This window comes from Sphingomonas oligophenolica (assembly GCF_039522915.1).
GTDB classification, from domain to species: Bacteria; Pseudomonadota; Alphaproteobacteria; order Sphingomonadales; family Sphingomonadaceae; genus Sphingomonas; species Sphingomonas oligophenolica.
On sequence record NZ_BAAAEH010000031.1, the window covers coordinates 46,710 to 61,468 of the forward strand.

The following is a 14,759-nucleotide window of genomic DNA, read 5'->3' on the forward strand; positions in this document are numbered from 1 at the left end:
GATACAAGGAATCCGCCGTTTCGGCGGCATGATATCTCCCATGAGATAATGCCTCCTAACAGGCGACTCTGAAGCATTGCGGTTGGCGGCCGGGCGGACCTTGACTACGGCCCCGATGCCGCCTGCGGGTCAGGCTGCCATGCGCGGGACCGCTGGTGCTTGCCGCGCGCCACGCACCAGCCGACCCGGCAGCGCGCCGGTCGGCTGGTCGTCTTGCTGGGTCACGACGCCGCTCACGACGGTTGCGCGATATCCTGTCGACGGCTGGAAGAGACGCTTGCCGCCAGCAGGCAGATCCCGGACTATCTCGGGCCGGTAGAGCGTCAGCCGATCGAGATCGATAATATTCAGATCGCCTTTGTATCCTTGCGCGATGACCCCCCGGTCGTTGAGGCCCACGGCCGCTGCAGGCCGGTTGGTCATCGCCTGGATCAGCGCGGGCAGGCTGTGGCCCAGCGGCCCGTTCCGTCGCTGCGTCAGCATGTAGCTGGTATAGGCGGCATCGCAGATCATCCCATAATGCGCGCCTCCGTCTCCCAGACCCATTATTGCCAGATCGGATTCAACGAGCGGGTGCATTGCCGCCACATAGGTGCGGGGCTCTGTGGAGAAGAGGCCCAGGATTGCGCGCCCCTCATCTTCCAGCAGCGTGTCATAAATCAGGTCGTCCAGCGCGATGCCCCGAAGTCGCGCCTGCACGCCCAGGCTATCCTCGAGCGACAGATGGTAGTCGAGCGGATCCCGGAACAGGAACAGATACTCGCGCATGTCGACGATTTTCACGAACGCCGGGTTGGGATCGTCGGGGCCTTCCGCCATCAACTGGCGTCGGAAGGCGGGATCGCGCATCCGCTCGACCTTCTCGGCCAACGGTGCCTGTGCGATCGCGCGGTAACTGGGATGCAGCGAAAAGGGGTGGTAGCTGAGGTCCAGGCCGAAAAGAACGCCTGTCGCGCGGGGCGCGAAATGTGCGCGGATCGTCAGTCCCTCACGGGCGGCGTCGTGCAGCGCGTCGACATAATCGCTGTTCGGGAGAAGCAGGCTGAAATTGACCGGCCGGCCGGACGTGCGCGCCACCTCCCGGAACACGCCCATTTCCACTTCCGCCGTGCTTTCGAGACTGGGGATGCACTGAAACACGCCCGCGCCCGCATCTTTCAGGCCCAGTGCCAGCGCGCGCAGTTCCTCTTCGCCCGTGCCGACGGACGGCGCGGGATCGCCGTTGCGGAAACGATGGAAGAGGCTGCGGGACGTGGAGACGCCCAAGGCCCCGGCGTGCACAGCTTCGGCCACAAGCCGACGCATTTCGGCCAGGTCGGCTTGGGTCGCGGGTTCCAGATCGACGCCACGCCGCCCCATGACAAAGACGCGAAGGGGGCTGTGCGGAAGCTGCGTCGCGAAGTCGACGTCCGAAGCGCGCTGCTCAAGCGCGTCGAGATAGTCAGGGAAGCTGGTCCAGTTCCACGGAACGCCCTGCGCCATCACCACCTCGGGAATATCCTCCACGCCCTCCATCAGCTTGATGACCATTTCATGGTCATCCGGTCGGCTGGGCGCAAAGCCGACGCCGCAATTGCCCATGACCACCGTCGTAACGCCGTGGTTGGATGAGGGGACCATGCGGTTTTCCCAGGTGATCTGCCCATCATAATGGGTATGCACATCGACGAAGCCCGGTGTGACGATGCATCCGTCCGCATCGATTTCCCTAATACCGCGCCCGTCAACACGACCTACGGCGACAATAAGCCCGTTTCGGATCGCCACGTCCGCACGGACAGGGGTATTGCCTTGGCCGTCGATGATTGTTCCGCCGCGTACGACCAGATCATATTCAGCCATGCCGTCTCTCCATCAGCTTGCCGTGTGCGGCAAATTGTCGGCAGCGCACATAAACGGGAAAGCCGTGTCGGCGCATTACCCATTTGTGGACTGGGAGCCGAGAAGTCGGCATTCCGTCCGGGGATGCCGCAGCTTTGCATAACCGCGGTCCTGATCTCGGCGCCAAGGCGCCAGTCTTTTGTCGGCCAAAAAATGCGCGGCCGTTGTGGGATCAAGCGGGCTGGGACGAAATAACTTGTCGATAGGAAAGCCATTCGTCAGTAGATTAATCGGTAGCGCCGTGCGGACCGAATGCGCGGCGGCCTGCTAGGAATGCCGCTCGGGCTTGCGGGCGTGAATCAAGGAGCAAAGTTCGCGCTGATGTGCGCGGCCGTGAGAGCGGCGTTGATTCCTTACCCGGCGATGACGGCTAGGCACTGCCGCCTTGCTTACGGATTCAAGAAAGGAGATCGATTTTGAAAATTGATACCGTAGCGGCAATTGTAACCGGCGGGGCTTCCGGTCTTGGCGCGGCCACTGCAAGGCGGCTGGCGGCCGCCGGGGCGAGAGTTACGGTGTTCGATCTCAATGCCGAAACCGGCGAGGCGGTAGCCTCCGAGATCGGCGGCCAATTCATCTCCGTCGACGTCACCAACGAGCAGGCGGTCAAGGCCGCGATCCTCCAGGCGGAGGAAAAACACGACAAGGCTCGGATCCTGGTCAGCTGTGCCGGCATCGCGCCACCTGCCAAGGTCATCAACCGCGACGGCAGCCCGATCGCGTTGGCCGACTTCGCAAAGATCGTGAACATCAACCTGATCGGCACGTTTAACGTACTGTCGAAATTCGCTGCCCGTATTCACGATGCCGAACCTTTAGGCGAAGAACGCGGCGTCATTATCAACACCGCGTCGGTCGCCGCATTTGAAGGGCAGGTAGGCCAGGCTGCGTATTCGGCCTCCAAGGGCGGCGTGGCCGCCATGGCACTCCCGATCGCGCGTGAATTTGCTCGCTACGGCATTCGTGTGATGACTATCGCGCCCGGCATCTTCTGGACGCCGATGCTCGCATCCCTGCCGGCGGAGGCGCAGGAGTCGCTTGGCATGCAGGTGCCTTTCCCCAGCCGTCTGGGCAAGCCGGAGGAATATGCGCAACTGGCCGAATGCATCATCGCCAACCCGATGCTGAACGGCGAAGTGATCCGCCTCGATGGCGCGATCCGGATGTCGCCCAGGTGAGCGGCTCGCCCGTCCTGTTCGATCTCGCCGCAGGAATCGCGCGCGTGACGCTTAACCGGCCGCAGTCGGGCAATGCCATCGATCTTCCCATGGCGCGCGCGCTGGCGGAGGTATCGACCCGCTGTCAGACCGACACCGCGATTCGCTGCGTCGTGCTCACGGGCGCGGGCCGCCTGTTCTGCGCCGGTGGCGACGTGGAAAGCTTCAGGACCGCCGACGATGGGGTGGATTCGCTGCTGAGCGACCTGGCAGGCACGTTGCACCGAGCGATCGCCGGGTTTGCGCGTATGGCCAAGCCGCTGCTGGTGCTGGTCAACGGTCCGGCGGCGGGCGCGGGGTTCAGCCTCGCCCTGGCGGGCGATGTCGTCCTGTGCGCGCGCTCCGCCCACTTCACGGCGGCCTATGGCTTGCTGGGGCTGACTGCGGATGGCGGGATGAGTTGGTGGCTTCCGCGGTTGGTGGGGTTGCGCAAGGCGCAGGAAATCATCCTGACCAACCGTCGGATCAAAGCCGACGAGGCCGAGGCGATCGGCATCGTGACCAGATGCGTGGAGGATGATGCACTCGCGGCCGAGGGGGAGGCGACCGCAGTCCGCCTCGCGAGCGCCGCGACCGGTGCGGTGGGCGCCGCGCGCGCCCTTTTGCGCACGACGTTCGAAACGGCATACGAAACGCAACTGGAGAATGAGCTGCAATCGATGGTGCGGGCTGGCGCATCGGCGGAATGCCGCGAAGGGCTGCGATCCTATTTCGAGAAGCGCGCCCCCGATTTTGAAAAGGGATAAGACGGCGGAGGCTTGTATCGCCGAGGCGGCCCGCACCGCCGGCGGCCTAGCCCGCAAGGGCGGCCTTCCCGGGGTCCACCTCGCCGACCTTCAGCTGCGTAATGCGTGACGGCAATCGGTCCTTCGCCTTCGGTCGCAATCTCGTCCTCGCGTCGAAACGGGCCGCCTAGAAGCATCTGGCCATGATGCCGCCATCGATCGTGATCGAATCGCCTGTATGGTATGACGACATGTCGCTTGCCAGATAGATGATGATCCCGTCGAGATTTTCGGCGCGACCGATACGCCCGAGAGGAACTTTCTGCAGCAGGGCAACGGCCATGGGGGAATCTTGGTCGCCCAGGTCAGACGCGAAATAGCCTGGGCAGATGACGTTGACGCGAACGCCATAAGGGGCGAGCTCCACTGCCAGCCCCTTCGACATGGAATTCAACCCGCCCTTGGCGGCTGCGTAATGCTCCATGCCTGGGTTACCGGCAAAAACCAAAAGGCTGCCGTTCAGAATTATCGAGCCGCCGGGGTCGCCTGCCTCTGCCCGCTTCTTCATGTGGCGGGCGGCTTCGCGGCACGTGTAAAATGCACCGTGCAGGTTGATGGCGAGCAGATCGTGCCAAACGGAATTCGTCATTTCCGTGAAGGGCGTGAAGTTCGTCACACCCGCATTGGCAATCGCGCAGTCCACGCGGCCGAATTCGCTCACCGCGTCGGCAAAGCCCTCGACGACGTCCTGTTCGGTGGCGACATCCACCATCCGATGAGCCACCCGCCTCCCGTGGACGCGAAGCTCTTCGGCCGCCGCCGCATTGCGGTCTTCCCGACGCCCCCAGATGATCACATCGGCCCCGGCGCGGGCGAGAGCATGAGCCATTCCGAGCCCGAGACCGGAATTCGCGCCCGTCACAAGTGCGACCTTTCCACTCAGGTCAAACAGACTGTCTGCCATGTCAGTTCACCTCCGGCCGGACTTCGGGAAAGCGGTTGAAGTAGAAGTCGAAGCGCTTGCGCAGTTGCGCGGGATCAACCCCGAAATCTCCTTTGAGATCGTAAGCGAGCTGGCCATGCTTGCCCCGCCGATTGGCGTCGACTGCCTTCTGTATCGAGGCGCGGGCCACGTCATCGAACGCAAGTCCGGCCTTGTGATAAATGGCCTCGATTTCGCCGAGCGGGTCCGCCATCAGCCTGTGAAAATAGAGGTCATAGGTGCGGCCCGGATCAAGCGCCTCCCGGTCTTCCACGCAGCGCCGCAGGAGATGCTCGTACCGTTCGATCCAGTAAGTGGCGATCTGATCAAGATCCAGGCGGTTTTGGGTGAAGCGTGCGGAATAGCCCAGCATAGTAATGCCGGACTGGATCGACGCGACCGGATCGCGATGATTGATCACGATGAAGGCGCCCGGGAATGCCTTGGCCACCGCCGTCAACTGCTCCATGTGCTGAGGGCATTTGCCGACCCAACGGCCCGGACCCTGCTGAAAAACCAGCGCCTTTATGGCGCGGCGCAGATAACCGAGAGAAGGCGCTGGATCATGCATATATTGATAATCGCGCCATGCGGGAATGTTGGCGAACCACTCGAAATAATAACCGCCGAAATCCATGCCCGTCAGTTCGATGTCCTCCGTGATATGATCAGGCATGAACTCATGCGTCAACTTTGCGATAGGTGAGATCGCGTCCATCTCCACCCATTCCACTTCGGCCAGCTCGAACCGAGTGTCCCTGCCGTCTTTGATGTAGCGATCGGCTACTGGACGTAGTCCTTCCCAGTGTTGGAGCGAGCGCATGCGGGAATCGGCGGCCAGCAGTTGCAGAATATAGGTCGTGCCGGATCGAGGAAGACCGGCGTCTATGATCGGGGGATCGAGATGCACGTTCTCTGCCTCGGGATGCTTGCGGATGAAATCCTCGAGTTCCAGGCGCGCCCGCAAAAATCGAACCGCCAGACCAAAGAAGCCGGCCCGCCCGGCCGGCGCAAGATTTTTGTCCGCGTCGGCGGCGGACATGATCAGATCGAGCCGCGGCATGAAACCCATGTCGCCGAAATAATCCAGGCCTGTCTGAGCCTTTGCGGCATCGATCGCCGCTTCCGCGCTGAGGGTTACGGGATTCGCAGCCGTGTATTCGACAAGTTTCTGCTGCACCGCCGTAAGGACAGGGTCCTTCATATCGGCGACGCGAACCGTTTCGACGCTCATGGCAATTCCGCTCCCATCCTGGCGCTGCGCCGGCTATTGCCCGACACAGTCATTGCATGTCGTTTCAGCGAGGTCTCATGCGAGCGCGTTCCGCGCCGAAATAATACGACCTTCCAGCCACCCGAGCAGATCGAATATCCGCCCTTGCGTGCCATCGGCGAGCGCATCCAGCACAGCCAGTTCCACTTCCCGAACGCGCTTATTTGATGGGGCCACGCCAACGGCCATTTCGATAAAATGCAGCGCCTTTTCGGGATGCCCGGCGCTTAATTCTTCCCTGGCCTTGCACGCCACCTGTTCCGCGCCGCCCATCGCTTCGACTATATCGGGCCAGATCGCGCTCGTCGGCGTCGCATACAATTCGCTCGTATGCTCGTGCCGGAACCACCCGGCATATTCCTCATGCACGGCACGCACGATCCAGTGCGGCGGGCAACGGCCATCGCGCGGCGTCAAATGATCCGGGATGACGATGGTCTGCATCAGGTCCGAAAGTTTCGAGCCAGCCTCCATTCCCTTCACCGTCTCGTCATGGAGATGGCGCACCGCATCATGCACCTTCATTAGATCCGACTTGATCCGGTTCGTGCCCTGGATCGGCTGTTCGTGACCGGTAATGAGCAGTTCCGGCTCCTGCGCGACGATGTCGCGGCACTGCGCCAACCAGCCGGGAATCGAGCGCTGCCGGTCCCCCCGCGCAGTATAGAAATTGGGCAATGCGCCGTGAATCGCCCCGGCCCAGTTGCCGGTGAACACGGTGCGCTCCTCCGGCAGCCACACCGCGATCGAATCCTGAGTTTCGCCCGACCACAGGCTTTTGAGGACGAAGTGCGTCTTTCCTTGGGTAAAGTCGAACTCTTCATCGAATGTCGTGAGTACGGCGGGGAGAATTTCGGGCGTCCCGACCTGCTTGTTGGCGCCAGTCATCATCGAAGCGATGACATTCGTGTAACGCCGCGTGAAGAAGTTGGTCAGCATCTTGCGCTCATCGACGAGTTGACGCGTCATCTTCTGCGCGACAATCTCTGTCTGCGGGTCCGCGAACGCTGGCCAGCCGCCGATATGATCGGTGTGGTTCTGGGTAAAGATGAGTTTCCTGATGTCGAGCGGGCGACCCAATAGTTCCTCGAACTTTTCGCGAATCCGGGTTCCTTGTTGCTCGGTCCCGGAGTTGATCACCACGTCGCCATCGGCAGTGGTGATGACATAGGCGTTGGAGATCGCATGGACCATGGCGATATGTTCGTTGATCCACTCGGCCGGACGACGCGGATCCCAACGGATCATCGCGATCACCGGATGATCGAGAGTGCGGAACTCAGTCATACTTGCTCCTTACGCCGAGCGATATGTGGGGATAAGTGCCGAAAACTCCGCGTCATAGGATGGTTCGTACCAGACATGCTCGAGCCAGATGCCGATCGTTTCGCGCTCGTCTGTGTAGACGAAGCGAACATTCGGGCCGGAGTCGCCGGTATAATCGATCGTCGTCTTCTTCTCGAGTTCGGCGATATAAGCGTTCCAGCGATCGATGGGGCCCGCGATCTTGACGCAACAGTGATGAAAGACGTTTGCGTGGCTCCCATCAGAGGGAAGCGCGTCACGATAAATCCTGTCGATGCCGCCGCCTACGGGCTGGATCAATTCGATCTGAATATTATCGACGTTGGCGAGCGCTATCCGTAACGCCATTTCTCCCGTTTCGTCACGCAGACGTGCGGGAATGGCAATGTCGGTGGTGAAAAAGTCCTGCAATTTGAAACGGCGGGCGAACTGGTCCATTGAGCGGTCCAGATCGGGCGTTACCCACGCCGTCTGCATTATATTGGCCAGTCCCGTAGGATTTGGAATCAACATCGGCCATCTCCTCAGGTTTTTCTGTTCTGGAAAGCTGTTCGGCTGACAAGCGCTATCCATCGGGCGCAAGCTTGATCGCTGCAAGCGATTTAAGGGGTGTTGGCCGCCAATATCGCTGTCAGTAGTGGCAGATATCTTGGTTATGATTTACGCTCCCGCATACTTGCGCTTCGATGCGGATGGAGTTTGAATGGGTTAAATGCCGAGGGTCGATTGGATTCGACGAAGCGCAATTTGCGCAGGTAGTTGAGCTGCAACGAGCTTTAATGCTGCATTGCTGTGACAATAACTATAATCTGTTCACATAAGCGGATAATATTGGAGAGTTTCTGAGGTGACTGAGAACGCTTTACGTCATGATGACCTGACTAAGTCTTCAACCAAGTCCGATTTAACGGGCAGGACGGCGATCATTACCGGCGGGGGCGCAGGGATCGGTCAAGCGATTGCACTCACTCTTGCCAGTCACGGCGCACGCGCGATTATATTCGACAGGATATCGGATCGCGTAGCTGAAACCATAAAGATGATGGAAGCGGGCGGGGGAACGGCATCCGGTGCTTCATTGGACATCACTGACGATTCAGCCGTTGACGATGCCGTTTCGAAGATCATCGACCAAGGAAGCGGCATCGACATCCTCGTCAATTGCGCCGGCATTTTCGACGATTACAAGGCAGCGGGGGGCGCCTCGACGGCGTTGTGGAATCGCGTCATCGCCGTAAACCTAACCGCTCCCTTCATCCTGACGCGCGCGATACTGCCGCATATGGTGAACGCCCGCCGCGGCTCGATCATCAACATCGCGTCGGTGGCCGGGCTGCGCGGCGGAGTCGGGGGCGCCGCCTACACCGCATCGAAACATGGGCTGATCGGTCTGACGCGATCGGTCGCTTGGGGATACCGGTCGGAGGGCATCCGCTGCAACGCAATTTGCCCAGGTGCGATCGGCGGAACCGCGATCCTGGATGACAGCGCGATCGATATGGACTATTTCGCGCTTTGCGAACCGGTCGGCGCACTGGCTGGCAATCCAGGCGAACCGCAGTCGATTGCCGATGCTGCCCTGTTTTTGGCGTCCGATCAGTCGTCCTTTATGAGCGGCGTGGTCGTGCCCGTGGACGGCGGCTGGAGCGCCGGCTGACTCCAACCGTTCCGAGTGACGTGCCCGGCTGAAAGCGATCATCCCTCGATTTGCGGGACACCGATGACCCCGTGCAAAGGCAGGGGGTGTATGATGGCACGTTCCACGAACCGGCGGTTTACCGCCGCGTTCAAGCGCGCTGCGGTTGCGCCGCGATCTGGAGCGGGCGCGGATGGAGCGTGATATATAAAAAGCCGCCGACATCGTATCCGTTTGGTTCCTCCTGTCAGCATGACGACGGGAGCGGTGGGCGACACGACACCTACGGATCCGTGCTCTCGGCGCAACCGGGCGAGTGGCAGAGGCGGCCAGCTACTAACTCGAGCTCTCAGCTCGTATACATCGGCCTGCCCACACTTTCGTGCTCCCGGTGCCTCTGTCCCTGATGGTCGCACCATATACCAAAACCAGCATGGTCTCAGCGGGGATTCCGGCACCGGCAACCCTCGTACCGGTTACCAATGCAATCGAGGCGCTGAACTCGAAGCTGCGGCGCGCGGTGCGAACCCGCAGCCACTTCCCCGGTGACGGCGCCACGATGAAGCTGCTATACCTCGTGCTCAACAAAGCCGCCGACGAATGGAAGCGGCCGCCGCGTGAATGGGCCGAGGCAAAAACTCAGTTCGCCGTCATCTCCGGCGAACGGTTCGTCATCTTATGACGATAACAGGCCTCACGCACAAATATCGGACAGTCCCTCGGGACGTCTTAACAATTCGAGCAGGACACCGCTCGATTCTTCATAATCCTGGGCGATAAGGTGAACACCATGCCTCTTGGCATCAGCACGGTCTGCGATTTTCGTCGGCAGGACGATTGCGCGTTGGAATCGACGCTCTGGGCATGCGCCCTTCGAAGTGTCCGCCGCCGACCGTGGGATAGCCGCCTAGATCCCGCAGGTTAAAGCTGCCCTCTAACCGCAGCAGTCTTTCGAAGATGATTGGCTCCATGAGTCTCACCTTTCCCTTGCGACGATAACGGATTTCCGTGGCCAACGAGACAGGGCGGCCCGTCAGTTTGCATGTCCGCATGCGACCATTTCGATCATTTCCGCAGTTGCGACCCGCCAGATGTGATCGAATCGTACTCGCACAATTTGTTTTCAGCTCGGCATGGGCGTCGCGCGATGCCTCAGCCACTTACGTTTCAACCGTTGCTTCTCACGTCCACCGGCTTAACATTGCTGCGGCTTCCCGAGCATCTTGGATTATGCCAGGTGTTCGGGAAAAGCGAGGTGCTGGAACCGCCTGGACCAAGCCGTCCTTTTCAACGAATGTTTCACGAGCTTGCAGATGGGGATGGCTGGGCGATTGATGGTTACGATTGTGAGGGCGACCTCGCGTCCACTTCGACAAATTCATAGTTCATTGTGCGACAGCCTCGTGTGGCGATGCGCTGATCATCGAATTGAGCCTGTCGCGAATGATCGTTTCGGCTTCGTCTATCATCCTGTCCAATAGTTGCTGACAGGTCGGCACGTCGTGGATCAGCCCTTGTATCTGCCCGGCCCACACCAGGCCGGCATCCAGATCGCCGGTTTCGAGCGCCTTGCGCCCCAGAGCGCCGCCGACCAGAGGGCGTATATCCTCGAACACGGCACCGGGCTGGTTCGAGATGTCCACGACGCGATCGGACACGCTGTTCCTGGCAACGCGTCCGGTATTGTGGAAGCGGCGAAAGATGAGATTTGTCGCGCGCTCGTCATTGGCGACGATAAACTGCTTTATCTTGTCGTGGATCGGCGCTTCCTGGGTCGCGCAGAAGCGGGTTCCCATGTTGATGCCGTCCGCGCCGAGCGCGAGCGCGGCCGCCAGTCCCCGGCCATCGCCGAACCCGCCGCTGGCGATGATGGGGATTTTGACCTTGTCGGCCGTCGCGGGAATGAGCACCAGGCCGGGTATGTCATCTTCGCCCGGATGGCCGGCGCATTCGAAACCGTCGATCGAGATGACGTCGACACCCATCCGTTCCGCCGACAAGGCGTGTCTGACAGCCGTGCATTTGTGGAGGACGACAATCCCATTGGCCTTGAAGTCCTCCACATGCTCTTGCGGCTTATGGCCTGCGGTCTCGACGATCTTTATGCCGCTTTCGATGATCGCGCGGCGATATTCCGCATAGGGCGGCGGCGTCACCGACGGAAGGATCGTCAGGTTCACGCCGAACGGCTTGTCGGTCATCGACCTGCAACGGTCGATCTCGCGACGAAGATCGTCTGGCGTGGGCTGGGTGAGCGCGGTCAGGATGCCGAGACCACCGGCATTCGATACGGCGGATGCGAGTTCCGCCCGGCCAACCCACATCATGCCGCCTTGCACGATCGGCTTCTCGATGCCCAGAAGCGCGGTAAAGCGATTGCGGATGGCCATCACAGCGCCTCCACAATCGTCACGTTGGCGATGCCGCCGCCTTCGCACATGGTCTGCAGGCCGTACCGCTTGCCACGCGCTTTGAGGGCATGGATCAACGTCGCCATCAGCTTCGTTCCGCTGGCGCCCAGCGGATGGCCAAGGGCAATGGCGCCACCGTTCACATTGAGTTTGGCGGGATCGCCGCCAATCGCCTGCAGCCAGGCCAGTGGCACGGGTGCGAACGCCTCATTCACCTCGTAAAGATCGATGTCTTCGATCTTCATGCCGGCACGCGCCAGAGCTTTCCGCGTCGCGGGGATCGGCTCCTCGAGCATGATGACCGGATCGCCGGCGGTCACCGTCATGTTGACGATGCGAGCGATCGGAGTCAGGCCATAGTCTTTGAGGGCGCGTTCCGACACGATCAGGGCGCCGGAGGCGCCGTCGCAAATCTGGCTCGCGTTGGCGGCGGAGATAACGCCGCCCGCCCGCAGCAGCTTGACCGATCCGATGCTTTCAGCCGTTGCATCGCCACGAATGCCTTCGTCGGCCGTGCGCGAGGTACCATCGACCTCCAGGGGAATAATTTCCCGGTCGAAGGCCCCCGCAGCCGTTGCAGCGGCTGCGCGTCGGTGACTTTCAAGCGCGAACCGATCGAGTGTTTCGCGATCGAAGCCATATTTCCGGGCGATCATCTCGGCGCCCGCAAACTGGCTGAACTCCTCCACGCCATACTGCGCCTTGATACGGTCGCTGAGCGGTCCGACACCTACGCCCTCCTTGGTGTGAAACGACAGGTTCGAGAACATCGGCACGCGGGTCATGCTTTCCGCGCCTGCCGCTATGACGACATCCATCGTGCCGGACATCACGGCCTGCGCCGCGAATTGCACGGCCTGCTGCGAACTGCCGCACTGCCTGTCGATCGTGACGGCAGGCACGCTCTGCGGAAGCTTCGACGCCAGCACCGCATTGCGCGCGAACGCGAACGCCTGTTCGCCTGCTTGCGTGACACAGCCGAGGATCACATCCTCCACGGCCGCGCCATCCATGCCGGTGCGATCGATAAGTCCGTCAAGGACTTCAGCGGCCATGTCGGCAGGATGCCAGCCGGCAAACTGCCCCTTGCGCTTGCCGCCAGGCGTGCGGATGGCATCGACGATATAGGCTTCGGCCATGATCAGGCTACTCTGAAATCAGGGGTTCTTTTGGCGAAAGAGGCGACACATGGAATTTCCTTACAAAGAGCGTGCGGTGACCATTCGCTGGATGTTGGATGTGCCTTCGCAGATTTGGCAGACCCGAGCATGTGGAGACGGGTTCGTATTAGTCTGACAGTACCCGCTCAGGAAAGCCTCTCGCCCAACGCGACGGCGAACCCGTCCATACCAAGAATGTCGCGATCGCATTTTCCCGGAGCGATGACAGCGCTCCAGTTATCGCGCAATGCCTCTGCGGCGACGGCGCCCGGAATTATGATGCCCTCACCCAACGTCAGTTGCATCTGACTGAACCAGCCACCGGCGGCAAAGAAAATCGATCCATTGGCCGGGCATTCGTCATGGCTCAGCAGCGTAACCAGCGGGACAACCTGTTCCGCAGTGCCACCGAAGACCGGCGTGGCGGGCGCGTTTTGGTCGTCTTCAAACGCTTTCATCATTCTTGTATTCGCGACAGGGCAGACGACGTTCGCGCGAATATTATGGTTGCGTCCGGCAGCGGCAATCGTCTTGGCCAGTCCAATCATCCCGGCCTTCGCCGTGGCATAATGCGGACCGGTTTCGTTACCCATCAAGGCGGCCGGAGACCCCGTCAGAACGATCCTGCCGCCAGTCTGTTGCTTCCGCATCTGGGCGTAGGCTGCCTGCGCGAGCAAAAAGGGTCCTTTTACCTGGATGTCGAACATGCGATTGATCTCGGCAAGGGCAATGTTTCCCAATTCGCAGGCATGAAGGATTCCTGCGTTGGACACCATGACGTCGAGACGACCCCAATGAGAGATCGGCTTTTTCACCATCGCCTCGACGTCATCTAGGTTAGCGACGTTGCCGAAATCGGCGATGGCCGTTCCACCTTCAGCGATGATTTCATCGACGGTTTGCTGAGCGGGATTACTGTTTGATCCCCCGCCGCCCACATCGGTTCCCAAATCGTTGACCACGACCATTGCCCCACGCCGGGCGAACTCCTTTGCATAGGCCTTGCCCAGTCCGCCACCCGCACCCGTGATGAGCACGGCACGGCCCTTAAAGCTGATATCGGCTTTGCCTCGATCGTGCGGCAAGACTGGCTCCTGTCTGAGGAATGGGCAACTGAAGAAGGCGAGCAGGATGACGTGGAGACTGGATGCGTTCCTATGCAAACAGGCGGTGAAACGTCGGATCAGACTCAGTCGAGGGCTTCAAGCCGATGCCAACCCGCTGAAGATGGCGGCGCCCGATGCCTCGCAATGCGGAACGGGCGTGATGCGTCGCCCGGTTATCCCACATCAAGAAATCGCCTTTGTACCAAAAGTGTTCTACAATATTTTCCGGACGCAGCATCCATTCGTGTAATCTGGACAGCCATTTGGCGCTTTCCTCCGGCGGAAAGCCGACAATCTCTTCGGTCTGCATTTCACTCGCGCGCAGATACCGCTGGCCCGTCTCCGGATGTAGAGAAATAGCCGGATGGTAGCCTGCATAGGGCGTCGCATCGGGAAAACGTTTAATGATCTCGGCGTCGAAACCGCTCGACATGCGGATTTGTGCATGGTCGAATACGGTGAGCAGGTCGCTTGGCATATCGGTGCAGGCAGCGATAGCATCGGCAAAACGTGTGCTGGTCGCACCATCGACAACGTCGATCGCGTGCAGCGACAGGCCAAGTGCGCCCCAATCCGTATACTCATAGTCGGCATGGAATTTTAATTCAGCAGTCGGTACGACATTTGCGGTGGTGTTGGCTGTCTCATCGGTAGTGAGGTAGCCCATAGAGTCATAGGTGCGCATGACCGGCCCGAATATGGACATGACCTGAGCCTGCTGCTCCAACGACAAGCTTTGATTGCGCGCCACGATCAATTTCTGCGTATAGAATAGCTCGCGCAGCTCAGCCGCCAGCTCCGGCTGTAATTCGCGGGATAGATCGATATCGATCTCAATTCCGAACGGCTGAAGATATCGCAATACGGTAATGTGATTACCCATGACAGGTGCTCTCCCACTTCGACTGCTTATTTTAAGTTTGGCGGCCTTCGCTGGCACGATTTGGCACAGCCACCTTGGACTCCCGGCAAACCGTGTTTTTCTCCAGCTCTCTTAGAGTCGGATTCGAAATTAAGCGCTGAAGCATCATAGGGTTGCGATTCGTCTGGCGAGAAGCTGGAT

General features: G+C 60.3%; 12 protein-coding genes and 1 pseudogene. 4 read left to right on the top strand and 9 right to left on the bottom strand.

From position 1 onward, the window contains the following. Positions 1-129: 129 nt before the first annotated feature. A complete protein-coding gene (locus tag ABD050_RS15190) occupies positions 130-1,842 on the bottom strand; it encodes an N-acyl-D-amino-acid deacylase family protein (protein ID WP_343890293.1) in 1,713 nt (570 codons plus the stop codon). A gap of 455 nt (positions 1,843-2,297) precedes the next feature. Between ABD050_RS15190 and ABD050_RS15195 the strand changes: the two genes are divergently transcribed. Together ABD050_RS15195 and ABD050_RS15200 are read left to right on the top strand one after the other, a co-directional pair. Beyond that, positions 2,298-3,059 carry an SDR family NAD(P)-dependent oxidoreductase gene (locus ABD050_RS15195; protein ID WP_343890294.1) on the top strand — a complete coding sequence of 254 codons (762 nt, stop codon included), beginning with the start codon at positions 2,298-2,300 and terminating at the stop codon, positions 3,057-3,059. Next, a complete protein-coding gene (locus ABD050_RS15200; protein WP_343890295.1) occupies positions 3,056-3,844 on the top strand; it encodes an enoyl-CoA hydratase/isomerase family protein in 789 nt (262 codons plus the stop codon). The genes ABD050_RS15195 and ABD050_RS15200 overlap by 4 nt, the downstream gene beginning before the upstream one ends. A gap of 166 nt (positions 3,845-4,010) precedes the next feature. Here the strand turns inward: ABD050_RS15200 and ABD050_RS15205 are convergent, their stop codons facing one another. The 4 genes from ABD050_RS15205 to ABD050_RS15220 form a co-directional block, all read right to left on the bottom strand. Then, positions 4,011-4,787, bottom strand: coding sequence for an SDR family NAD(P)-dependent oxidoreductase (locus ABD050_RS15205; RefSeq protein WP_343890297.1), 777 nt, complete (start codon positions 4,785-4,787; stop codon positions 4,011-4,013). Position 4,788: 1 nt separating this feature from the next. Then, positions 4,789-6,039: a sulfotransferase family protein gene (locus ABD050_RS15210; RefSeq protein ID WP_343890298.1), complete on the bottom strand. Its 1,251-nt coding sequence runs from the start codon at positions 6,037-6,039 to the stop codon at positions 4,789-4,791. Between the two features lie 75 nt (positions 6,040-6,114). Beyond that, positions 6,115-7,365, bottom strand: coding sequence for an alkyl sulfatase dimerization domain-containing protein (locus tag ABD050_RS15215; protein ID WP_343890300.1), 1,251 nt, complete (start codon positions 7,363-7,365; stop codon positions 6,115-6,117). Between the two features lie 9 nt (positions 7,366-7,374). Beyond that, on the bottom strand, positions 7,375-7,896 hold the full coding sequence (locus tag ABD050_RS15220; protein WP_343890301.1) for a VOC family protein: 522 nt from the start codon (positions 7,894-7,896) through the stop codon (positions 7,375-7,377). A gap of 334 nt (positions 7,897-8,230) precedes the next feature. On the opposite strand from ABD050_RS15220, the gene ABD050_RS15225 reads away from it, so the two are divergent. After that, the gene (locus ABD050_RS15225; RefSeq protein ID WP_343890302.1) at positions 8,231-9,040 is read left to right on the top strand and encodes an SDR family NAD(P)-dependent oxidoreductase; all 810 of its coding nucleotides are present in this window, start codon (positions 8,231-8,233) and stop codon (positions 9,038-9,040) included. A gap of 445 nt (positions 9,041-9,485) precedes the next feature. After that, positions 9,486-9,701 (top strand): annotated as a pseudogene (locus tag ABD050_RS15230) (transposase); the annotation flags it as partial. 703 nt (positions 9,702-10,404) lie between these two features. Here ABD050_RS15230 and ABD050_RS15235 read toward each other — a convergent pair. The 4 genes from ABD050_RS15235 to ABD050_RS15250 form a co-directional block, all read right to left on the bottom strand. Then, positions 10,405-11,409 carry an NAD(P)H-dependent flavin oxidoreductase gene (locus ABD050_RS15235; protein WP_343890303.1) on the bottom strand — a complete coding sequence of 335 codons (1,005 nt, stop codon included), beginning with the start codon at positions 11,407-11,409 and terminating at the stop codon, positions 10,405-10,407. After that, the gene (locus ABD050_RS15240; RefSeq protein WP_343890304.1) at positions 11,409-12,569 is read right to left on the bottom strand and encodes an acetyl-CoA C-acetyltransferase; all 1,161 of its coding nucleotides are present in this window, start codon (positions 12,567-12,569) and stop codon (positions 11,409-11,411) included. The genes ABD050_RS15235 and ABD050_RS15240 overlap by 1 nt, the downstream gene beginning before the upstream one ends. Before the next feature lie 167 nt (positions 12,570-12,736). Beyond that, positions 12,737-13,675 carry an SDR family NAD(P)-dependent oxidoreductase gene (locus tag ABD050_RS15245; RefSeq protein WP_343890305.1) on the bottom strand — a complete coding sequence of 313 codons (939 nt, stop codon included), beginning with the start codon at positions 13,673-13,675 and terminating at the stop codon, positions 12,737-12,739. A gap of 70 nt (positions 13,676-13,745) precedes the next feature. Then, a complete protein-coding gene (locus ABD050_RS15250; RefSeq protein ID WP_343890306.1) occupies positions 13,746-14,579 on the bottom strand; it encodes a TauD/TfdA dioxygenase family protein in 834 nt (277 codons plus the stop codon). Between the last annotated feature and the right edge of the window lie 180 nt (positions 14,580-14,759).

Excerpts from the sequence above, each read along its gene's own strand:
- ABD050_RS15190 (WP_343890293.1), bottom strand. The coding sequence starts at position 1,842 with ATGGCTGAATATGATCTGGTCGTACGCGGCGGAACAATCATCGACGGC.
- ABD050_RS15205 (WP_343890297.1), bottom strand. The coding sequence starts at position 4,787 with ATGGCAGACAGTCTGTTTGACCTGAGTGGAAAGGTCGCACTTGTGACG.
- ABD050_RS15210 (WP_343890298.1), bottom strand. The coding sequence starts at position 6,039 with ATGAGCGTCGAAACGGTTCGCGTCGCCGATATGAAGGACCCTGTCCTT.
- ABD050_RS15215 (WP_343890300.1), bottom strand. The coding sequence starts at position 7,365 with ATGACTGAGTTCCGCACTCTCGATCATCCGGTGATCGCGATGATCCGT.
- ABD050_RS15220 (WP_343890301.1), bottom strand. The coding sequence starts at position 7,896 with ATGTTGATTCCAAATCCTACGGGACTGGCCAATATAATGCAGACGGCG.
- ABD050_RS15235 (WP_343890303.1), bottom strand. The coding sequence starts at position 11,409 with ATGGCCATCCGCAATCGCTTTACCGCGCTTCTGGGCATCGAGAAGCCG.
- ABD050_RS15240 (WP_343890304.1), bottom strand. The coding sequence starts at position 12,569 with ATGGCCGAAGCCTATATCGTCGATGCCATCCGCACGCCTGGCGGCAAG.
- ABD050_RS15250 (WP_343890306.1), bottom strand. The coding sequence starts at position 14,579 with ATGGGTAATCACATTACCGTATTGCGATATCTTCAGCCGTTCGGAATT.